The sequence below is a fragment of the Lachnoclostridium sp. An196 genome, assembly GCF_002160135.1.
Classification (GTDB): Bacteria; Bacillota; Clostridia; order Lachnospirales; family Lachnospiraceae; genus Hominiventricola; species Hominiventricola avistercoris.
In genome coordinates this window covers 269,391-289,617 of the sequence record NZ_NFJZ01000002.1, presented here as the reverse complement: position 1 = coordinate 289,617, position 20,227 = coordinate 269,391, and the positions used below count along the sequence as shown (strand labels likewise).

The window sequence follows — 20,227 nt, the reverse complement described above, 5'->3', positions numbered from 1 at the left end:
TAGATTACGGAATCCGATTCCCAAAACCGGGGGATTGAAAAAAATTTTTTAATTTTTTTAGTAAATCTTCTAATCGTCATCATCGTCGTTATCATAGCCGCTGTCTCCGTCATCGCCGCCATCGTCACCGCTGTCATCATAGCCGCTGTCTCCGTCATCGCCGCCATCGTCACCGCTGTCATCATAGCCGCTGTCCCCGTCATCGCCGCCATCGTCACTGCTGTCATCATAGCCGCTGTCTCCATCCTCCTGCACGGGCAGCGTCTGTGGATCCGGGGCCGGCTCTCCGGCATCACCTGCCGTATTTTCCACACTGTAGTCAGATATTCCGTCGTCCGCATCGTCACTGCCGTAATCCGACACCCCGTCATCCGTATCACTGCTGTCATAATCCGATACCCCGTCATCCGTGCCGTCACCGCTGTAATCCGATTCTCCGGCTTCCTGATCCGGCATCGGCTCCGCTGCCGGAGCTGTCGGTATCACCACCTGTATGGATTCGTCCACGCTGTTCTGATCCGGCGCTACATCTTCTCCAATATAGATAACGATCTGCGTTCCGTATTCCTCTTCCATCTGTGAGCGCATACCTTCTTCTTCTCTTAGCTTCCACTCGGTATCCGTACTGTCGATGGAGATCGACACACTGTCTCCATTGGACAGATATCCCATATCCATGGCCCGCCTGATCAGCTCATGCGTCACATCCTCCCGGTCTTTTCCGCTATAGTCATACTCTCTGATCAGGTCTTCCCCGTCAGCATTCAGCCCTTTCAGGTCCAGGACTCTCTCCGTACGGCTGAGTGTCATCTCCACCTCCGGATTGATCTGGATGCGAATGGTTCCGTACGCTACAAAGTTAGGCTGATAATATCCAAAGAATACCAGACAGAAGCAGGCTGCCGCTGCCGCCACGGCGGCGATCTGCCTTATCAAATATTTTTTCTTTTTCTCATGCGCCGGTGATCTTAGTTCTACGACATTCTGTACGGTGTCTCCCACCTGGTAATTCAGGTTGGCCGCCTTCAGGAATCTTCCTTCTTCATCCAGGAGCACCGCATAGGCAGGATGCGTTTCCATAACCAGATATTTCATCGTCCGCTTCCTCCTTTCCCGGGACCGATCTGGCACAGATGGCCGCGAATGATCTCATACCCGTTGGTGAAAGCCAGGAGGATGGCCGCCAGATATTTTCGGTGCCGCTCCATCGTCTTCTTATCCGTTCCGGATCCCTGCGACAATTCATTTACCGGCAGGCGGCCTGTCTTTACGAAACGGTCCAGCAGTTCCGGATTCTTTCTCGCGTAATCCAGCACTCCGCGGCATGCTGCCAGCGTCCTTTCCTGTTTGGGACAGTTATCCGCCACGTCAGAAAAAGTTATTCCCAGGACGGCAAGCTGTTTCTCAAATTCCTGAATCTCCTTACGGCTGGCTTCCCGCATCTCATATGCTTCCACCTCATTTTTCTGATCCGGAAGCATATCCAGAAGTTCTGTCTTCTCCTCCTCATCTGCCGGAGCATGAAGAGATCCCACATGTTCATGCCTTTTTTCTTTTCGATAATAATCGATCAGCCGGCTGCGGATCGCTCTCGCCGCGTACGGCAGGAACGCTCCCCGTCCCTTTTCATAGTTCATCACCGCTTCATAAAAGGCAAACATGGCGATACTGATTTCATCTTCATTTTCACCGTAGGACTTCTTCGTCGTTTTCATAGCCTCGCTTCGAATAAAGCCCATGTACTGGCGGATCAGAGCATCCGCCGCTTCCGAGGCTGCTTTTGCCGCATATACCTGCGCAACAATATCATGTTCTATGACCGCCATTATCCATCCCCCGCCTCCACTATAGAAGAATACGCAAAATGCCCCGCATTTTCGGGGTATTTTGAAAATTTGCAACATTATTTTATTCAGAAGCGTACAATATCCTTATTTTACTCCCATTATAGCAAAACCCTTACTTTTCTCTCTATCAAATTCATGTAAAATCTGTGTAAAAAAAGCAGGAAACCTTCTTGATTTCCTGCTCCCTTTACCATATCTGTTCCCATCTTAACCGACAGGTCTGTCGTCTTCCGTGATATTTCTCAGCACACGGCAGGGATTTCCCGCGGCGACCACATGATCCGGAATATCCTTTGTGACAACGCTTCCGGCCCCGATCACCGATCCTTCCCCGATCGTTACTCCGGGAAGAATCGTAACGTCTCCTCCGATCCATACATTGTCGCCGATCGTGATCGGCTCCGCTTTTTCCAGCCCCTCATTCCTCTCTTCCACCGTCAAAGGGTGGATCGCCGTATACATGCCGCAGTTGGGGCCGATAAAACAGTACGTCCCGATCCTGACCGGCGCGCAGTCCATCAGATAGGCGTTATGATTGATAAACGTATGATCGCCGATGACGCACCTTGTACCATAGTCTGTATAAAACGGGGAAAGGATCGTGACGTCTTCCCCCTTATTCGGCAAAAGTTTTTTCAGGATCTCTTCCCGTTTTTCTTCCATTTTGGGAGGAGTCTGATTCAGATAAAAACACAGCTCGTCCGTATCCGTTCTCTGTTCCTGCAGTTCCGGATCGTGATTCGCATTATACCAGTATCCCTTTTCCAGTTTTTCACGTTCAGTCATATGGAACTCCTTTCAGCACTTATCATATCTGGTTTGCAGATATGATAATATACTCCTCCCCGTACGTCAATCGGGAGAAAACGGCGCAGCTTAAGCTGCGCCGTTCCCCATCACAGTCTTCTTTTTTCATACCGTCCCGCCGTTCCCGCGCCCGCTGATCTCTTTGATCAGCAAAAGCTTCTGTCCCGGACGGACTGCCTCCTCTTTCAGCTCATTCAGTTCCGCCACTGCCGCGCATGAAGCGGCGTGTTCCCTGGCAATATCCCACAGACTTTCCCCCGGCTGTACCACATGGATCACCATACCCGGCATCCGTTTCAGGCGTTCCATGTCAAGCGGCTCTTCTTCCAGATCCTCCACCAGATCCAGTTCTCTCTGGCACTGGAAAAGAGCCTGAATCTGAAGCACCATCTTGATCTCCACTTCTCTTTCATCCTGCATGTTAACCGTAATTTGATCCAGTCCCAGAGAAACCTGCCATCCGCTGTTTTCTGACAGTTCTGACGTTTCTACCGTATAATCAAACGGGAAGCTTCCCATCACGCAGGCCACGGGCTGCGCGTCATCTGAGGTCGTATAAAGTACCCACGGCTCCGTCATTCCCTGTACCTGCAGCCCTTTCTCCGAAATTTCCATATGTCCCGCATGGATCTGAGCCCCCGCGCTCAGGATCTGAAGGATAGAAGGCGCTCCTTCTTCCAGTTTCAGTCGGCCTCCCGCCCTGGCCCTGGCGTCCGATATTCCCTGCACAAAATCCCAGGCATAGGTCTGTCTCACAGGATGGATCTCCCGGTCCAGACTATAAGCATCGCAGAGCACTTCGCCAGAACTCTCTTCCAGGTACCGCATGCGTAGTTCCAGTACCGCGTCAATACGCACTGTCCTGGGTTCTCCGTCATAATCGGCCTGGAGCTCCATATCTGCGCGCTGCAGCGACACTTCCGTCTTCCCCGTCAGATCGGGCCGGCATCCTTCACACTCTATTTCCTGCTGGAAAGGAATACTCTGCTCCAGCCACTGCAGCCGTCCGACATCCTCTGCTTCACCTTCATACAGAAAAAACACGGACAATTCTCCTTTTATAATCACTTTCCCTTCTTCCGGACGTATCCCCAGCCCCTGAAGTCGCAGCTCTTTCCAGATAATCTTCCGTATATTCGGCTTCCCCGGAGGCAGCGTCAATTCTTCCCTGATTCGAAGAGTATCCTTTTTATGTACCGTTTCCTGCTGCACACTGACCGGACAGGTACGTATAAACAGGTCTTTTTCTTCGGGAGGCGCGCCGACCAGCGCGGCTGGCTGTTCCCGGTATGCCTCGGCTTTCAGTGCCAGCACACATTTCATATTCACCTTGCGGGAATGTATCGCCGATGCATGGAGATCTTCCAGTTCCCAGGAGAAATCCAGTCCGTCTCCATCCTCCAGTTCATTCAAAAAGACGGTCTCTTCTACCGGCACGCTGCCTTCCAGCGCGTCCGGCATCCGGTCCGCCCCTTCTCCCACATACAGGATCCGATAGAAAAAGACTCCACGTACCTTGATTTTTCCGATCTCGCCTTTGATCTCGTCCGCCCGGAATTCTCCCTGCTTATGAATAATCCGGAAAATATCAGGCTTTTGATCCGGCACATTCAGATCTTCCTCCAGCGTAATCTGACTGACCGCGCCGCCTTTCCGGCGGTTCAGGCCAATATATCTCCGTACCAGTTCCATTGTTCTCCCCTCTTTCATTTTATTCAAATACCACCGGCTGCTCCAGATATTCCAGTTTCAGCACCAGATAAGGGCAAGTAACCGCGTCTGCCGTCTGCTCTGTTCCATCCGGACCTAAAAGCTCTGTGTCCACATAGACCGCGTTGCCGGTCAGATACAGATCTTCCACCGCAATACTATAACCGCTGCTTGGCTGCTCTCCATATCCAATGCAGATATACAAATATCCGTCATCCTCATACGTCACCTTGAATGGTTCTGTTTTTTTCTCCTCCAGCACGTTCCGAAGCTCTTCCGGGGTCCTTTCCGGATCCAGCACCGTAAAATCCAGGTCTTTTACTTTTTCCTCATCCTGCGTCTCCACTCCGCATGCTGTCAGCATCAGCACTGTCAGACAGATCAGACACCATTTTCTCATACCTGAAAAACTTCCTGTTCTTTTGCTCTATCATATGTGGAAAAAAACCATTTCAGACCAGCGTTCTTCCTTGTATTCCCGTTCCTAATCCATTATAATGATAGATATTGAAAAATGGAGGATCGTTTCGTGCATTTCAAAGTATCCAAAGAAGACCAGACCAACCACCGCTACAGCGGCGTGCTCTGTCATCCTACTTCTTTCCCGTCTCCTTACGGGATCGGAGACCTGGGACAGGGCGCTTATGATTTTATCGACTTCCTGGCGGCTGCCGGGCAGCATCTGTGGCAGATCCTGCCTTTGTGTCCGACCACATGGGGAGATTCTCCCTACCAGGGCTTTTCCGTATTTGCAGGTCAGCCTCTGCTGATCAGTCCGGATCTCCTGAAAAAACAGAATCTGCTTTCTGAAGAAGATCTGGAAGACATTCCGGATTTTGATCCGGACAAGGTAGAATACGGAGAAGTAAAGACATATAAAAAAGGACTTTTCCAGACCGCCTGGAAAAATTTTCATCATACCGCCGACAAGAATTTGCTGGAAGAATATCAGGCGTTCTGCGACAGCAACGAATACTGGCTGAATGATTATGCCCTTTTTATGGCCGGAAAAGACTACCACAAAGGACTGAACTGGTATGAGTGGGACACCAGTCTCAGAGATCCTGATCCGCTGGAGAAGGAGGAATGGACAGAAAAGCTGAAAGATGAAGTGGATTATTATAAGTTTCTTCAGTTTCTGTTCTTCGACCAGTGGTTTGATCTGAAGGAATACGCCAATAATAAAGGAATCGCCATCATCGGTGACATCCCGATCTTCACCTGTCTGGACAGCGCGGACGTATGGGCGAACCGCCGTCTCTTCCGCCTGGACTCGAAAGGCTTTCCGCTGGAGACGGCCGGCGTTCCGCCCGACTATTTCAGCGCTACGGGACAGCTCTGGGGCAATCCGCTCTACGACTGGGACGTCCATGCCGCCGACGGTTATTCCTGGTGGATCGAACGCATCCGCAACCAGCTGGATCAGGTGGATTATCTCCGCATCGATCATTTCCGCGGTTTTGAAGCCTACTGGGCCGTACCCGCCGGGGAAGAAACCGCTGTGAACGGAGAATGGAAGAAAGGCCCCGGAGAAGATCTTTTCCTTGCCATTGAAAAGGAACTGGGCGAAGGACTTCCCATCTTCGCGGAAGATCTGGGTATCATCACTCCGGAAGTAGAGCGTCTGCGGGATATGTTCGCGTTTCCCGGCATGAAAGTACTGCAGTTCGGTTTTGAAGGAGAAGGCGAAAGCACTTTTCTTCCCCATCAGCTGGATACCCGCAACTGCGTCTGTTACACCGGCACCCATGACAACGATACCAGCTGCGGCTGGTATGCCAACACGAACGAGCAGAACCGGGACAAGGTACGGCGCTACATGAACACCGACGCCAGCAGCATCAGCTGGGATTTCATCCGCACCTGCCTGGGTACTATTGCCAGATACGCCATCTTCCCGGTTCAGGACCTTCTGAAACTGGGCAGCGAGGCCCGTATGAATGTTCCCGGAACCCCTTCCGGAAACTGGACTTTCCGTTTCCGCGAAGGGCAGCTGGATCAGGGGATCGCAGACGGGCTGCGTCAGATGACCCGTTTATTCGGGCGTTGGGGATAATCCCTTTTTAACGGAAAGAAGGATTTGACATGATAAGATTTTTACTGATAGCACTGCTTCTGTTCCTCTACCTGCTCCTTGGAATACCTGTTCTGCTGGTTGAGAAGCTGGTCGCGAAGATTAATCCGCATGCGCGGGATATCAGCTGCCTTCGCATGGTGCAGTGGGCTTTCAAACTGATGCTCTGGATCACCGGCGCCGACATCTCCTATATCGGCAGAGAAAACGTCCCCAAAGACCGTGCGGTTCTTTACGTGGGCAATCATAACAGTTATTTTGACATTCTGCTTACGTATTCTCAATGTCCCGGCCTGACCGGTTATGTGGCCAAATCCGAAATGCTGCGTTATCCCCTGCTCCGCGACTGGATGAAGCGGCTTTACTGCGTATTTCTGGACCGCAGCGATCTTCGCGCCGGTATGCAGATGATCCTGACATGCATAGATTATATCAAGAATGGTATCTCTATCTGTATTTTCCCGGAAGGCACCCGGAGCAAGGACGGGCAGATGCAGCCTTTCCATGAAGGGAGCCTCAAAATGGCTGCCAAGACCGGCTGCCCCATTATTCCGATGGCGATCAGCAACTCCGCGCAGATCTTCGAAAACCATATGCCGTTTGTCCGTCCGTGCAAAGTGATCGTAGAATATGGAGCGCCTGTTTATCCCAAAGAGCTGTCAAAAGAAGACCAGAAATTTCTGGGTGCGTATACGCAGAAAAAAATCCAGGAAATGCTGGATCAGCATCATATAGATTGAGGAGGCAGTTATGAAAATTGTAGTATTGGCAGGAGGTATCAGCACTGAACGCGACGTCTCGCTGGTCAGCGGAAGAGATATCTACCGGGCGCTGAAAGAAAATGGACATCAGGCAATACTGATAGATCTTTTCCTTGGCCTTCCGGAGCCGGGAAGATCCCTGGACCAACTGTTTGACGCCGATATAGACTGGACCGCTTCCATCTGCAGCGTGTCTGCAGAAGCCCCCGATCTGGAGTCAGTCAAAGCGCTGCGTCCCGGATACCGGAGTCTTCTCGGCCCTCATGTGCTGGATCTCTGTGCGATGGCCGATATGGTATTTCTCGCCCTCCACGGTTCCAACGGGGAGGATGGCAGAATACAGGCTCTTTTCGATCTGATGGGTATCCGTTATACAGGAACCGGCCATGTAAGCAGCGCCATCAGCATGGACAAAGATCTGACAAAGCGTATGTTCCATGCCCTGGGGGTTCCTACTCCGCCGGGCGTTACAGCCGTGAAAGGGAAACCGTTCACTCTCCCGGAGGAGGTAGGCTTTCCCTGCATGGTAAAAACATGCTGCGGAGGTTCTTCCGTGGGCGTTTATAGGGCAGATACCCCGGAGTCTCTCGCCGGAGCTCTGGAAAATGCGTTTTCCTATGAAGATCAGGTAGTCGTGGAACGGTGCATTATCGGACGGGAATTTTCCATCGGAGTCATCGATGGAAAGGCTCTCCCTGTCATCGAGATCGCGCCGCTGGAAGGTTTTTATGATTATAAAAGTAAATATCAGGCCGGAAGCACCATAGAGACCTGTCCCGCCGACCTTCCGGAAGAGACGGCTGCGCGTATGCAGAAACATGCGGAAGAAGCATGTGCCGCTGTAAGCATTGAAGGATATGCCCGGGTGGATTTTATGCTGGATGATCGTACCGGGACAGATTATGCGCTGGAGATCAACACTCTTCCCGGGATGACCCCCACCAGTCTGCTGCCGCAGGAAGCGGCCGCCATCGGATACAGCTTCCCGCAGCTCTGCGAATGGATCCTTCAGGTATCCTTGAAAAAATATCAGTGATCCCGGATTTCGGGACAGGAAGGACGGATTATCATGAAAAATTTTACGGCAGGCCAGTTTCTGGAAGCCTGCGGAGGAACCTTCTACGGTCCTTCCGGGATTCTGGAACAAAATATACAGGGAGTAAAAGTCGACAGCCGTCAGATCCGGAAAGGAGACCTGTTCCTCGCCACCGTGGGCGAACGGACAGACGGCCACCGCTTTATCCCCGGAGTGTTTGAGAAAGGCGCTCTGTGCGCGGTCAGCCAGCAGAAGCTGACCGATCCCGCCGGCCCTTATATTCTGGTCAAAGATACGCTCCAGGCCCTGAAAGACGGCGCGGAGGCTTACCGGAAAACCCTGTCCATTCCGGTTATCGGAGTAACCGGCAGTGTGGGAAAAACAAGCACCAAAGAAATGATCGCCGCAGTTCTGGGCCGGAAGTACCATGTTCTCAGAACGCCTGGCAATTTCAATAATGAAATCGGTCTTCCTCTGACCATTTTCATGATTGACCGGGAACATGAAGCCGCGGTTCTGGAGATGGGTATGAACCATTTTGGAGAGATGCACCGGCTGAGCCGTATGGCCCGTCCCACTCATTGTGTTTTTACCAATATCGGCGTCGCTCATCTGGAGTATCTGGGATCCCGGGACGGTATCTTGAAAGCCAAGATGGAGATGCTGGATTACGCGGCTCCCGACGCCGGGATCTTTATAAACGGCGATGACGATAAACTGACCGTTATGAAAGATCGCGCCGTAACCTTCGGATTAAACAAGACCAACCAGATTTATGCCGATCAGATCGAGAATCTGGGTCTGGACGGCATCCGCTGCCGGATCCGCACGCCGAAAGGAGACATTCACGCTGCCATCCCGATCCCCGGCATGCATATGGTCTACAACGCCATGGCCGGCACCTGCGTGGGACAGTCCCTGGGGCTTAACTCAGAAGAAATAGAAGCCGGGATCCGGTCCCTGTCCGCCCTTCCGGGCCGCGGGCATCTTCTGCATACCCCGCGCTATACGCTGCTGGATGACTGTTACAACGCCAACCCGGTCTCCATGCGCGCCATGCTGGATGTGCTGGATCAGGCGCTCACCCGCAAAGTGGCTGTCCTGGGAGATATGGGCGAACTGGGAGATCAGAAAAAAGAACTCCACGCATCCGTAGGAGAACACTTAAAGGATCTTTCCATCGATGTGATCGTCACCATCGGCCCGCTCAGTGAATTCATTCACGAAGCGGCCAGGACGGCTTCCCCGTCCTCCTGCTGTCTTCATTTTCCGGACAAGGAGTCCTTCTTAAAGAACAGGGAACATATCCTGAAAGACGGCGACTCGGTCCTGGTCAAAGCTTCCCATTATATGGGATTTGAAGAGATTGTAAACGTTTTATCAGAATCATAAGGAGATATGACAATGCTGAATTTTGAATACTACACGCCCACAAAAGTTGTCTTCGGAAAAGGGACGGAAAAAAGAGCCGGAGAACTGGCCAGATCCTTCGGCGCTTCCAAAGTGCTGGTACACTACGGCGGCGGCAGCGCAAAAAAATCCGGTCTTCTGGACCGGGTCTGCGATTCTCTGACAGAAGCCGGACTGCCTTACGTATTGCTGGGCGGCGTAGTACCCAACCCCCGCCTTGGACTGGTTAAAGAAGGCATCGAACTCTGCCAAAAAGAAGGCGTGGATTTCCTTCTGGCCGTGGGCGGCGGCAGCGTCATCGATTCCGCCAAAGCCATCGGCTACGGATTATATCATAACTGTGATCCGTGGCTCTTCTATGACAGAAAAGCCACTGCTGCCGGATGTATCCCCATCGGCGCCATCCCCACCATCGCGGCCGCCGGAAGCGAGATGAGCGATTCCTCCGTCATCACCAATGAAGACGGCTGGCTCAAGAGAGGCTACAGCAGCGATTACAGCCGCTGCCGTTTCGCCATCATGAATCCGGAGCTGACCTGTTCTCTGCCGCCTTACCAGACCTCCTGCGGATGCACGGACATCCTGATGCATACCATGGAGCGGTATTTCAGTCATGAGAAACACACAGAGCTGACCGACAGCATCAGCGAGGCCTTAATGCGCACGGTGATGCACAATGCGCATGTTCTCATGGAAGACCCGCAGAACTATGACGCCCGCGCGGAGATCATGTGGGCAGGCAGTCTCTCCCACAATGGACTTACCGGCTGCGGAACCGCCGGAGACTGGGCCTCCCATCAGATCGAGCATGAGCTGGGCGGTATGTTCGATGTGGCTCATGGCGCCGGTCTGGCCGCTGTCTGGGGCAGCTGGGCGCGTTATGTCTATCAGGAAGAGCCGGAGAAATTCGCGCATTTTGCCATCCATGTGATGGGCGTCCCTGCGGATTCCGGCACGGCAGAGGAGACCGCTCTGGCAGGCATCCGGGCTATGGAAGATTTCTTCCGTTCCATCAACATGCCGGTCTCTCTCTCAGAACTGGGCGTACATCCCACAGATGACCAGATCCGTGAGATGGCACAGAAATGTGTCTTTTTCGGGCATCGCACAGTAGGCGGATTCAAAGTCCTCCATGCGGAAGATGTCGAAAAGATCTACCGCATGGCTCAATAATTCATGGTTTTGTCTTACCGAGATGCTCCCGGATAAGCGGGAGCATCTCTTCTTTTCTTTTTCCCATAGCAAAAGCAAGCTCGCTGTACAGCGCCTCTTCCGCCATCTTCATATATCTCTCGTCTACAGACGCGGCTTTTTTACCCTGCCGAAGACGCGTCTGTTTTCTCCGGTACAGAGTCTTGAGAATCCCTACCCACTGCCTCCGGTCTCCGGAATTCAAAGCCTCTTTATATCTCTCTTCCCTCAGCTTTTCATTATCTACCTTCAGTTCCTGAATATCCTGTATCTCATCCAGGAAATTCCACGCTTCACTCTCGGATATCAAACGCCGGGCATTGACGTTCTCCTTATCAATCGGGAAATAAATACGGTTTCCTTTTACCGCCAGAGGCACCAGCACATAATACAGCCTCCCTTTATCCGCGCCGGGGATATCCGGGTGTATAATATCTTCCACCCGGCAGATACCGTTGTGTCCGTACATGATGTATTCGCCTTTTTCAAACCTCATTTTTTGCCTCCTCAAATACAAGTTCTATAGTACTGATACAACCTCTGATCGTCGTTTTGAATCCCTCATAGCGTTCCGGCACATGAAGGCAATTATTTGTGTCTATATGAACATCAAAAATCGTCCCGCTGCCTTTTGACCTCAAAGGCGGTGTTTCATCTGAGATATAAAGCAGATGTTTTCCCACCCAGATCCCCTGAATGTTTTTCTTTCGCAGCTTATACTGCACCGGCATGCTGACTTTTCCCCTGACAACCCTTGTTTTTTCTTCCCCTATTGCAAACATCGAAATCCCCCTTTTCGCCGGAATCTTCAGAAACAGAAAAAGAACCAGACAGGCTACAATGAGCGACCGGTTCTTTTGTATTTCTCTATTATCCAGCAATTCAACCTTCCCCATGTGTTTTCTCTGCTAATATATATTTATCATAACAAATTCTTCCACATTTTGTAAGGGGGTAATCGAAAATATTTACTTTTTTCGCACAATTGCTTCTTTAATCACATGATTTTCCACACTCAGGACGCGGATCTCCAATTCGTCTGTCTCCCAGACAAAGCGTTCTCCATCGTCCGGCACTCTGCCCGCCAGCCCCCAGATGTACCCGCTGAAAGTATCAAAGGTATCCGTTGGCAGCTTGACTCCTACTGTCTCTTCCACTTCATCCAGACTTGCGCTCCCCTGAATCTTCCAGCAGTCTTCACCCAGCTTGCGGATATCTTCCGGCCGTTCCGGTTCCTCTGCGTCATTCAGATCTCCCACCAGAGCTTCAATCAGATCGTGGTCTGTAATAACACCGCTCATCCCTCCGTATTCGTCGATCAGAATTGCAAAATAGACCTTCTTTTCCTTCATTTGCCGCAGGAGCACATTTGCCTTCATACTCTCCGGAATCAGATACGGCTCTTCCACGCATCGTTTCATGATATTTTCTCTGCTTCTGTCGTCTGTCCGGAAATAATCTTTCGTATCCAGAACTCCCACAATGTCGTCCTGGCTCTCGCCGACCACCGGATAATGAGTATAACGATGATTGCGGATCACTTCCTCCCACTCCTCCGGCGTATCTTCCAGATAAAGCATCACTGCCTCCCGGCGGTGAGTACAGATCTCGTCCACCGGAATATCATCAAACTCGAACACATTGCGGATCATCTGCGTCTCTTCCAACTGAATATTTCCCTGCTCGCTCCCCTCCATCAAAAGCATGCGGATCTCCTCTTCTGTTACCTGATCCTCTTCTTCCTCAGGGCTGATCCCCATGAGACGCAGGACCAGATTTGTGGACACAGTCAGAAGCCATACCAGAGGCGCAAATACCTTCGCGACAAAATACAGCAGCCCGGCCATCCCCAGCGCCATCTGCTCCGTCTTTTTCATAGCCAGGCGCTTCGGCACCAGTTCTCCAAATACCAGTGTAAAATAGGACAATATGATTGTGATCAAAACAATGGCCGCGGATCTGAGCACATTTGCCGGAACCGGAACCCCTGCCTCCAGCAGCACCGTCACCAGCGGATCAGCGAAAGTATCCGCCGCGAACGCACTCTGTAAAAATCCTGCCAGCGTGATCGCCACCTGAATCGTGGCGAGAAATCTGGCCGGCTGCTCGATCAGGTTATTCAGTTTCAGCGCACGTCTGTCCCCTTCACCCACCAGCTTTTTCAGCTTCGTCTCGCTCATGGACAATACGGCGATCTCCGCGCTGGCGAACACCGCATTTAAAAATATCAGTATAATCAATAGTACTATGGCCTGCATACATTCCTCTCCTTCTAATCATTGCCAATTTTCTTAAAAATACACAAAAAGGTATAGCCTGTTCGTCTTAAACGTCTGCAGACTATACCTTTCTCTATTCATATGACTGCATGAAGCAGTGCCGTCTCCGTGCAATTATGTGTATCTTGATCGCCGTCGGCGTCGCTCTCCATGATTTTCACCTGTCCTTCCTTCTCAGATATCTATGGGGGCAATCATATCACATTCCCGCGGAAATATCAACCGTTTTTTCCGGACTCCGACATGCTGGTCAATGTATAACCGGTTTTTGCCACCAGAACCCGTATGTCATCCCGGGTTACCGGCTGTTTGGTATGAAGAACTGCGCTTTTCTTTTTCAGGCTTACTTCGGCAAAATATCCGTTCTGGCGGTTCAGGGCGTTTTCCATACGCGCCTCACAGTTCCTGCAGGTCATGCCGTCAATCCCGATCTGATACGTATAGGGATAATGGGACAGGTCGCGGTCCTCCGGTCCCGTCTTTCTGACCTGATCTCCGCCTCCCCCGCAGCAGCCCTGTTTCAGCTTCCTGCAGTAACTTCTGACCGCAAATACACAGATCAGAACCAATACCACTATAATAATTGCATTTGCCATACCGTTCATCCTCCTGTTGCAGTTTCAGTTAGCGTATCCTAATTTCATTTCTACTATAGCACGGTTTCAGGACTTCTGGCAAGCCTCTTCCGGATCTTTCAGCAGATTCGTCATGCTTCTCAAACTGATGGCAAGCGTAGAGGTGTTATGCAGCAGCGCGGAGGCGGCCGGAGTCAGGATCCCTCCCACTCCCAGCAGGATCAATCCCAGATTAAAACCTATCACAAACCGGTAATTAAACTGCACTCTTTTCAGAAGCGCATTGCTGATCGCTTTCAGTGTAACCAGCTGGTGCAGCGCGTCTTCTGAGATAGTGATGTCCGCGATCTCCCGGGCGATCTCCGCCCCCTCACTGATGGCAATGCCCACATCCGCGGCAGACAAAGCCGGAGAGTCGTTAATACCGTCTCCCACCATCACTACTTTCCGTCCTTTTTTCTTCTCCGCCTCCACAAATCCGGCTTTATCCTCAGGCAGCACCTCCGCGTAATACTCATCGACACCGACTCTGGCAGCGACGGCCCTGGCAGTTCGTTCCCCATCTCCGGTCATCATCACAATCTTGGAGATTCCCAGTTTTTTCAGGTCGGCGATCACCTCCGGCGCTTCCTCACGCAATGGATCCTCGATGCAGATCACGGCAGCCAGGCGTCCGCCTATCGCCAGAAACAGATGGGAATATTCTTCCGGCAGCTCCTGGAACCGTCCTTCTTCTCCTTCCGGCACTGCGCACTTTTCATCCTCGAACACAAAATGATAGCTTCCGATAATGACTCTTTCATCTCCTATATAAGTAGCTATCCCATGCGCCACGATATAATCCACCTTGGAGTGCATTTCCTCATGCACCAGGCCGCGCCGCATAGATTCCTGAATCACCGCGTTGGCAATGGAGTGAGGAAAATGCTCTTCCAGGCAGGCGGCGATCCGCAGCATCTCCTCCGGATCACGGCCTTCAAAAGCCACTATTTTCGCCACAGTAGGTCTGGCTTTCGTGAGCGTGCCGGTCTTGTCAAATACAACCGTATCCGCCTCCGCCATGGTCTCCAGGAACATGCCTCCTTTGACCGTGATCTGATAATTTCCGGCCTCACGCATGGCGGAAAGTACCGCCAGCGGCATAGACAGCTTCAGAGCGCACGAAAAATCCACCATCAGGATCGATAGCGCTTTTGTGGTATTCCCGGTCAGAAGCCAGATAAGTGCCGTTCCTCCCAGGCTCCAGGGCACCAGCGCATCCGCAAGGTTCTCCGCTTTTCCTTCCAGTGAGGATTTCAGCTTTTCTGATTCCTCGATCATGCTTACGATCCGCTCAAACCGGGTGGAGCCTGCGGCCTTCTTCACGCGGATCAGCAGAGCGCCTTCTTCCACTGCGGTACCTGCATACACATAAGACTCTTTTTCCTTCCTGACCGGAATGGACTCCCCTGTCATGGAAGCCTGGTTTACCATAGCTTCTCCATCTTCGACGATTCCGTCCAGAGGGATCATACTGCCCACGCGTGCGGACACCAGGTCTCCTTCCCGGATCTGGTCGATCGGAACCAGGACTTCCTGACCTTCCGCATACAGCCACACTTTCTCGATGTGCAAAGACATGCTTCTTGCCAGATCGCCCACCGACTTCTTATGCGTCCATTCTTCCAGAAGTTCTCCGACCCCCAGCAGAAACATAATAGATCCTGCCGTATTAAAGTCCAGTCTGGCTATGGACACCGTCACGGCCGTCGCGTCCAGCACTTCCACTTCCAGTCTGCCCTTCGCCAGGCACCGGATTCCTTTCGCGATATATTTCACCGCCTGCAGAGTCGTATAAATGGCTCTGGCCCAGGAAGGCAGAAAGAACTTCGTTAAAACGCGGACGCTCACTTTCTGGATCAGTTTCTCCTTATATTCCTGGTTCAATGCCCGGCCGCTGTTCTTTGGCACCAGCGCCTTCAGCGATTCGTCTTCCAACGAAAACCGGCTGATATATTCCAGAACTTTTTCCCGGTCGCCTTCATACACCACAGCCGCGCCTGCGGTTCTCTCATAGACCTTCGCCTCCCGCACACACGGGCAGCTGCATAAATAGTAATAAAAAAGATCCGCCTGGGGGACGGTCAGCTGTCCCAGACACAGGCGGACACGTATCCGTCCCCGGATCTCATGTTTGATCACAAATTTCATCTTACTCTTCTGATTCGTCCTCCACGACTTCTTCCGCTCTCTGACGATTGATCTCCTGGGCCTCGGCAAGGATATCGTCGGCGTTCTCCTGAACGGATGCGGCAGTGGTCATCACGCACTCTTTCGCGCGCAAACCGGCAGCCACACAATTTACATAAAATTTCTTGGCGTCCTGACTTGCCAGAATCTTGATTCCGGCAGTCCCGAACAGTACGCCTCCCGCAAAAATACCAATCTTCTTAAAATCCAGACACTGTAAACATTTCAACATCTTTTGATTCCTCCTCCTACTTATGTTTGTAGCCTGTATACATGACCATGAAAAGGCAGAATATCATGGCCCATGCCCAAAATCTGTGTTTTTTCATACGATGCACCAGCCTCTCTGTAAAGTCGCAGTTTACATATTTTTTACCTGCATTTAAAGACTAACAAAGATATCCGGGGTTAGTCAATTCCAACACTCTTTATCGAAATATTTTCTCATTTACGCACAAAAAGCCCGTGTGTTCCTGCATTGTCGCACAAAACACACGGGTTTTTTGTTTTCAGAATTATTTCAGGATATGAATTACCCCTCGGTCATTGAGATTTTTCAGCAGAGACAAAGTGATCGGGAACCCAAACAGTCCGATGATCCCAAATAACTGAAGTCCCGCCAGCATACTGAGCAGCGTCACCACCGGATGCAGCCCTACCTGATGCCCCACGATCTTCGGTTCGATGATATTCCGGATCACCGTAATGATCAGGTACAGTGCCAGAAGCCCGAATCCCAGTACCCATTTTCTCATGATCAGGCTGATAATTGCCCAGGGGATCATGATGCCTCCGGTGCCCAGAACCGGGAGGATATCAAAGACCGCAATGCACAGCGCGATCAGAATCGCATTCGGTACCTGCAGAACCGTCAGGCCCACGGAAATTTCCAAAAATGTGATACAGAGAATCAATGCGTAGGACGCCAGACATTTCAGCAAGGTTCCTCCCACATAGTCTCTTACCTCGCCGATGTAAAAATCCGCTTTTTCCGGAAGCTGGCGCAGAATAAATCCGGTCGCTTTCGGATAGTCGATCGCCAGAAAGAAAGTGACAATAATCGTGATAATCACATTCAGGAAAGATCCCGGAACCGCAGCTGCGACACCGGAAATATAGGAAATGATGCGCACCGACGCATTCGTCACAAAGCTTCCCAACGAACCAAGCGCCGAATTCATATTATCCGTCAGCGCAGTCACTACCGCCGGATCCAGTTCATCCAGATAAACCTCAAGGCTGCTGAACATAGTTTCCAGTGCCGGCTCAAGAGTATTCCTGTAAAGCTGCGGCAGCGCGCGTACGGTTTCCCATACAAACATAAACACCCGAAGACCCAGAAAGCTGAACAGCGCCGCCGCTGCCACATAAAACAGCAGCGTCATCAATATAGCAGGCACTACCCGCTTCCCATTCAGCTTTTCCGCCAGGAACATAATAGGCCTGTTCAGAAGAGCGGCTATGAGAAACGCTACCACAAACGGAAGCAAAAATGGCAGCACATATTTTAGGCACAATATCACAAGCAGTATCACTACTGCCCAAAATCCAATCCGGATCAGAAACCGTTTCTGAGTTTCAATGTTCATTCTACGCCTCCAAATTTCAACACCATTCGCCATGTTCCGGCAAACTCCCACTAACAACAATCTAACCTTTCTTAAAGAAAGCGTCAAGTCCCAATTAGGCTTCTTAGCACTCCTTTAGAAAATTTTAAGTTTTTCCCGGTATTGTTGACCTTCCGGTCTTTCCGGCTTAAAATAGAAGGAAAATCAACAAAAGGAGCGCTCTTGTATTTATGAAATCATCCGAAGACCTGAAGATAAAGTTAAGATCCATCGATCACCGCGGCTATCCCGCCTACAAGGATTTAAAAGGACAGTATGACTTTGGCGGTTATGTCCTTTCCATCGACCATGTACAGGGAGACCCGTTCGCTTCACCGTCCCGGCTGTCCGTCCTGATCTCCTCCGAGAGGGCCGCTTTTCCTCCTGCATTATACGATACCTATGCCAAAAGAATCACTCTGCAGGATCATTTGACCCGTCTGTTTGCCGCACGTCTGGCATCTGCCGAGACCAGGGGAAGAGGTTCGGGAAAAAGCGGTCTTCTAGCCGTATCGCACTGCGGCCAGGAAGTACTGGAACGCACTGCCTGCCGGATCAAAGACGGGAACATCATCCTGCGTTTTGAAGCAGGATTTCCTGCCCGCGGCCGTACCATCTGCGCGGGGGAGCTGGAAACAATGCTCTTCGACATTCTTCCCGGCTGCGTTACGGGCAGTCTTTATTACCGCAGAATCGACCAGAAACGCGTGCAGGCGGCTATCGATCTCTGTGAAGACCAGGAATATATCCGCAGTCAGCTGCCCAAGCTGGGACTTTGCGCATTTCTTGCCGACGGGTCTGTCCTTCCCAGACAAAGCGGCGTTTCCGACCGCCCCATGAAGGACGCAGTGCCTTTCAAATCCCCGGATTCTATGAAAGTCACTTTACAGCTTCCTCACAGAGGCGCCGTCTCCGGCATGGGGATTCGCAGAGGTATCACCTTGTTCGTGGGCGGCGGATATCATGGAAAATCCACCGTACTGCAGGCGCTGCAGAGCGCAGTGTATAATCATATCGGCGGCGATGGCCGGGAACTGGTCATCGCGGATCAGAGCGCGTGGAAACTCCGGTCCGAGGACGGCCGCAGTATCACCGGCGTAGATATCTCCCCGTTCATCCGTCATCTGCCCAACCGCAGGGATACCCGCTGTTTTTCCACGGAAGACGCCAGCGGCAGCACCTCCCAGGCGGCCAATCTGATGGAAAGTATGGAAAGCGGCAGTACTCTGCTGCTGATCGACGAAGATACCTCTGCCACTAATTTCATGATCCGCGACAAACTGATGCAGCAGGTAGTCTCTCCGGAAGAAGAGCCCATTATCCCTTTTATCGAACGGGTGCGAAGTCTTTATGAGGATTTTGGAATCTCCTCCATTATTGTAGCCGGCAGTTCCGGTTCTTATTTCCATGTAGCGGACACCATTGTGCAGATGAAAGAATATACCCCTCTGGACATCACAGAAAAAGCCAAAAAAGCCGCTGCCGCCTTTCCTGTTTTTTCTTCCGAGCAGGAAAAGTTCCCGCCATATACTTGTCAGCGCTGCCCGCGGCCTGATCCGGCGCTCCGGAAGGATGACCGCCTGAAGTTAAAGGCGATGGGCACCAGTGAACTTTTTCTGGGACATGAAGCTGTAGAACTGCGGTACCTGGAGCAGCTCCGCGACAGCGAACAGACTATGGCTCTTGCCTATCTGCTGAAATACATGGAACTCCAGGTTTTTGACGGAAAAAAAGACCTGACCCGGGCTGCTGATCAGGTGGAAGCGCTTCTGGACAGCAAAGGGCTGGAAGCTCTCTTTGAACGCGGAGATGTGCGCTCCTCCCTGGCACGGCCCAGACGCCAGGAGATCCTGGCCTGCGCAAACCGCTACCGGAGACTTGCGATAGAATCCAGAACAGAAAAATAGCATCTGATCCCCGAAAAGCAAAAGACAGGGAACAGCGTCTCTGCGACCTTGTTCCCTGTCACCCTTATCCGGTATATTTACTGTTCGGTTCCTTCTTCCTGTTCTTCTGCCGCCGCGTTCTTCAGTTCTGAAACGACAGCCACTGTTGCTTCCGGATCTGTAATCAACTCTACCTCTTGGTCCTTCGCGATATCCAGATCCTTTACTTTTATAGAATCACCCGCATGCATGCTGCCGGCATCGAATTCCACTTTTTCCACCAGCGCATCCGGATATGCTTTATATGCGATCTCTTCCAAAAGCAGCTGGAACGCTCCGTCCACAACATTTTCGTGATTCAGCGGAATCACTTTCGCCGTAGAATGGACTTTTTCCCCGCTTACCAGTTCCTGAAAATCAATCTCATTGATCTGTTTCTTCAGCGAATCATAATCAATCTCTTTGATCAGTACATTGTAGGATTTCCCTTCCACTTCCAGAAGGATTTTACTTCCTTTTCCGCTGGTCTTCAACGCCCGCTCCAGTTCTTTCTTGTTCATCTTAACCATGACAGATTCTTTCATCTCTCTGCCGAAAATATTGCCGGTCACATAACCTTCTCTTCTTAATCTCTTTGCTTTAACGTCTTTGCTTCTTTTTTCAGCCTTTAAAGTAGTCATTTATCTTTTCCTCCAAAAACTAAATATGGTTCTTTTTGTTACATTCACACTATAACACTTATATCAAAAATAAGATTGCCAAATATTCAGTTTTTTTGTCTGTGTTTTTGTGCATTTTTTATTTATTCCATGGAA

19 protein-coding genes are annotated in these 20,227 nt (G+C 51.2%); 6 read left to right on the top strand and 13 right to left on the bottom strand.

Annotated features, from left to right (window positions below; genetic code table 11):
- Positions 1 to 69 precede the first annotated feature (69 nt).
- The 5 genes from B5F29_RS03820 to B5F29_RS03800 all read right to left on the bottom strand — a co-directional run bounded on the left by B5F29_RS03820 (position 70) and on the right by B5F29_RS03800 (position 4,764).
- Positions 70 to 1,095: an anti-sigma-I factor RsgI family protein gene (locus B5F29_RS03820; protein ID WP_087153343.1), complete on the bottom strand. Its 1,026-nt coding sequence runs from the start codon at positions 1,093 to 1,095 to the stop codon at positions 70 to 72.
- Positions 1,092 to 1,826, bottom strand: coding sequence for a sigma-70 family RNA polymerase sigma factor (locus tag B5F29_RS03815; RefSeq protein ID WP_087153342.1), 735 nt, complete (start codon positions 1,824 to 1,826; stop codon positions 1,092 to 1,094). Before B5F29_RS03815 ends, B5F29_RS03820 begins: the two co-directional genes overlap by 4 nt.
- 228 nt (positions 1,827 to 2,054) lie before the next feature.
- Positions 2,055 to 2,633, bottom strand: a complete 579-nt coding sequence (locus B5F29_RS03810) for a sugar O-acetyltransferase (RefSeq protein ID WP_087153341.1) — start codon at positions 2,631 to 2,633, stop codon at positions 2,055 to 2,057.
- A gap of 126 nt (positions 2,634 to 2,759) precedes the next feature.
- Positions 2,760 to 4,346, bottom strand: a complete 1,587-nt coding sequence (locus B5F29_RS03805) for a DUF3794 and LysM peptidoglycan-binding domain-containing protein (protein ID WP_162608357.1) — start codon at positions 4,344 to 4,346, stop codon at positions 2,760 to 2,762.
- Between the two features lie 19 nt (positions 4,347 to 4,365).
- The gene (locus B5F29_RS03800) at positions 4,366 to 4,764 is read right to left on the bottom strand and encodes a protease complex subunit PrcB family protein (RefSeq protein ID WP_087153339.1); all 399 of its coding nucleotides are present in this window, start codon (positions 4,762 to 4,764) and stop codon (positions 4,366 to 4,368) included.
- Between the two features lie 114 nt (positions 4,765 to 4,878).
- Between B5F29_RS03800 and malQ the strand changes: the two genes are divergently transcribed.
- Genes malQ through B5F29_RS03775 form a run of 5 tightly spaced genes read left to right on the top strand, consistent with a single transcriptional unit; the run spans position 4,879 to position 10,818 of the window.
- Positions 4,879 to 6,420 carry a 4-alpha-glucanotransferase gene (gene malQ, locus B5F29_RS03795; RefSeq protein WP_087153338.1) on the top strand — a complete coding sequence of 514 codons (1,542 nt, stop codon included), beginning with the start codon at positions 4,879 to 4,881 and terminating at the stop codon, positions 6,418 to 6,420.
- A 29-nt stretch (positions 6,421 to 6,449) separates the two neighbouring features.
- Positions 6,450 to 7,178, top strand: a complete 729-nt coding sequence (locus B5F29_RS03790; protein WP_087153337.1) for a lysophospholipid acyltransferase family protein — start codon at positions 6,450 to 6,452, stop codon at positions 7,176 to 7,178.
- A 10-nt stretch (positions 7,179 to 7,188) separates the two neighbouring features.
- Positions 7,189 to 8,235 carry a D-alanine--D-alanine ligase family protein gene (locus B5F29_RS03785; protein ID WP_087153336.1) on the top strand — a complete coding sequence of 349 codons (1,047 nt, stop codon included), beginning with the start codon at positions 7,189 to 7,191 and terminating at the stop codon, positions 8,233 to 8,235.
- A 33-nt stretch (positions 8,236 to 8,268) separates the two neighbouring features.
- Positions 8,269 to 9,627: a UDP-N-acetylmuramoyl-tripeptide--D-alanyl-D-alanine ligase gene (locus B5F29_RS03780; protein ID WP_087153335.1), complete on the top strand. Its 1,359-nt coding sequence runs from the start codon at positions 8,269 to 8,271 to the stop codon at positions 9,625 to 9,627.
- 12 nt (positions 9,628 to 9,639) lie between these two features.
- Positions 9,640 to 10,818 (top strand): iron-containing alcohol dehydrogenase, encoded by a 1,179-nt coding sequence (locus tag B5F29_RS03775; RefSeq protein ID WP_087153334.1) that lies wholly within the window; start codon positions 9,640 to 9,642, stop codon positions 10,816 to 10,818.
- 1 nt (position 10,819) lies between these two features.
- Here the strand turns inward: B5F29_RS03775 and B5F29_RS03770 are convergent, their stop codons facing one another.
- The 7 genes from B5F29_RS03770 to ytvI form a co-directional block, all read right to left on the bottom strand.
- Entirely contained in the window at positions 10,820 to 11,332 is a 513-nt protein-coding gene (locus B5F29_RS03770) for a CarD family transcriptional regulator (protein ID WP_087153333.1), read from the bottom strand.
- On the bottom strand, positions 11,322 to 11,618 hold the full coding sequence (locus B5F29_RS03765; protein WP_143449117.1) for a hypothetical protein: 297 nt from the start codon (positions 11,616 to 11,618) through the stop codon (positions 11,322 to 11,324). Before B5F29_RS03765 ends, B5F29_RS03770 begins: the two co-directional genes overlap by 11 nt.
- A gap of 186 nt (positions 11,619 to 11,804) precedes the next feature.
- Complete coding sequence (locus tag B5F29_RS03760; RefSeq protein ID WP_087153331.1) at positions 11,805 to 13,094, bottom strand: hemolysin family protein; 1,290 nt, start codon at positions 13,092 to 13,094, stop codon at positions 11,805 to 11,807.
- Between the two features lie 239 nt (positions 13,095 to 13,333).
- Positions 13,334 to 13,711: a heavy-metal-associated domain-containing protein gene (locus B5F29_RS03755; RefSeq protein WP_162608356.1), complete on the bottom strand. Its 378-nt coding sequence runs from the start codon at positions 13,709 to 13,711 to the stop codon at positions 13,334 to 13,336.
- 66 nt (positions 13,712 to 13,777) lie between these two features.
- Positions 13,778 to 15,880, bottom strand: coding sequence for a heavy metal translocating P-type ATPase (locus tag B5F29_RS03750; protein WP_087153329.1), 2,103 nt, complete (start codon positions 15,878 to 15,880; stop codon positions 13,778 to 13,780).
- Between the two features lies 1 nt (position 15,881).
- Positions 15,882 to 16,151, bottom strand: coding sequence for a DUF6110 family protein (locus B5F29_RS03745; protein ID WP_087153328.1), 270 nt, complete (start codon positions 16,149 to 16,151; stop codon positions 15,882 to 15,884).
- A 283-nt stretch (positions 16,152 to 16,434) separates the two neighbouring features.
- Positions 16,435 to 17,508 (bottom strand): sporulation integral membrane protein YtvI, encoded by a 1,074-nt coding sequence (ytvI, locus tag B5F29_RS03740; protein ID WP_087153327.1) that lies wholly within the window; start codon positions 17,506 to 17,508, stop codon positions 16,435 to 16,437.
- Positions 17,509 to 17,717: 209 nt separating this feature from the next.
- On the opposite strand from ytvI, the gene B5F29_RS03735 reads away from it, so the two are divergent.
- Complete coding sequence (locus B5F29_RS03735; protein ID WP_087153326.1) at positions 17,718 to 19,433, top strand: ABC-ATPase domain-containing protein; 1,716 nt, start codon at positions 17,718 to 17,720, stop codon at positions 19,431 to 19,433.
- Between the two features lie 77 nt (positions 19,434 to 19,510).
- Here the strand turns inward: B5F29_RS03735 and B5F29_RS03730 are convergent, their stop codons facing one another.
- Complete coding sequence (locus B5F29_RS03730; protein WP_087153325.1) at positions 19,511 to 20,092, bottom strand: 50S ribosomal protein L25; 582 nt, start codon at positions 20,090 to 20,092, stop codon at positions 19,511 to 19,513.
- Positions 20,093 to 20,227: the final 135 nt, after the last annotated feature.

Excerpts from the sequence above, each read along its gene's own strand:
- ytvI (WP_087153327.1), bottom strand. The coding sequence starts at position 17,508 with ATGAACATTGAAACTCAGAAACGGTTTCTGATCCGGATTGGATTTTGG.
- B5F29_RS03780 (WP_087153335.1), top strand. The coding sequence starts at position 8,269 with ATGAAAAATTTTACGGCAGGCCAGTTTCTGGAAGCCTGCGGAGGAACC.
- B5F29_RS03800 (WP_087153339.1), bottom strand. The coding sequence starts at position 4,764 with ATGAGAAAATGGTGTCTGATCTGTCTGACAGTGCTGATGCTGACAGCA.
- B5F29_RS03775 (WP_087153334.1), top strand. The coding sequence starts at position 9,640 with ATGCTGAATTTTGAATACTACACGCCCACAAAAGTTGTCTTCGGAAAA.
- B5F29_RS03770 (WP_087153333.1), bottom strand. The coding sequence starts at position 11,332 with ATGAGGTTTGAAAAAGGCGAATACATCATGTACGGACACAACGGTATC.
- B5F29_RS03790 (WP_087153337.1), top strand. The coding sequence starts at position 6,450 with ATGATAAGATTTTTACTGATAGCACTGCTTCTGTTCCTCTACCTGCTC.
- B5F29_RS03785 (WP_087153336.1), top strand. The coding sequence starts at position 7,189 with ATGAAAATTGTAGTATTGGCAGGAGGTATCAGCACTGAACGCGACGTC.
- malQ (WP_087153338.1), top strand. The coding sequence starts at position 4,879 with ATGGAGGATCGTTTCGTGCATTTCAAAGTATCCAAAGAAGACCAGACC.
- B5F29_RS03810 (WP_087153341.1), bottom strand. The coding sequence starts at position 2,633 with ATGACTGAACGTGAAAAACTGGAAAAGGGATACTGGTATAATGCGAAT.
- B5F29_RS03805 (WP_162608357.1), bottom strand. The coding sequence starts at position 4,346 with ATGGAACTGGTACGGAGATATATTGGCCTGAACCGCCGGAAAGGCGGC.
- B5F29_RS03815 (WP_087153342.1), bottom strand. The coding sequence starts at position 1,826 with ATGGCGGTCATAGAACATGATATTGTTGCGCAGGTATATGCGGCAAAA.
- B5F29_RS03750 (WP_087153329.1), bottom strand. The coding sequence starts at position 15,880 with ATGAAATTTGTGATCAAACATGAGATCCGGGGACGGATACGTGTCCGC.
- B5F29_RS03760 (WP_087153331.1), bottom strand. The coding sequence starts at position 13,094 with ATGCAGGCCATAGTACTATTGATTATACTGATATTTTTAAATGCGGTG.
- B5F29_RS03735 (WP_087153326.1), top strand. The coding sequence starts at position 17,718 with ATGAAATCATCCGAAGACCTGAAGATAAAGTTAAGATCCATCGATCAC.
- B5F29_RS03745 (WP_087153328.1), bottom strand. The coding sequence starts at position 16,151 with ATGTTGAAATGTTTACAGTGTCTGGATTTTAAGAAGATTGGTATTTTT.
- B5F29_RS03730 (WP_087153325.1), bottom strand. The coding sequence starts at position 20,092 with ATGACTACTTTAAAGGCTGAAAAAAGAAGCAAAGACGTTAAAGCAAAG.
- B5F29_RS03755 (WP_162608356.1), bottom strand. The coding sequence starts at position 13,711 with ATGGCAAATGCAATTATTATAGTGGTATTGGTTCTGATCTGTGTATTT.
- B5F29_RS03820 (WP_087153343.1), bottom strand. The coding sequence starts at position 1,095 with ATGAAATATCTGGTTATGGAAACGCATCCTGCCTATGCGGTGCTCCTG.
- B5F29_RS03765 (WP_143449117.1), bottom strand. The coding sequence starts at position 11,618 with ATGTTTGCAATAGGGGAAGAAAAAACAAGGGTTGTCAGGGGAAAAGTC.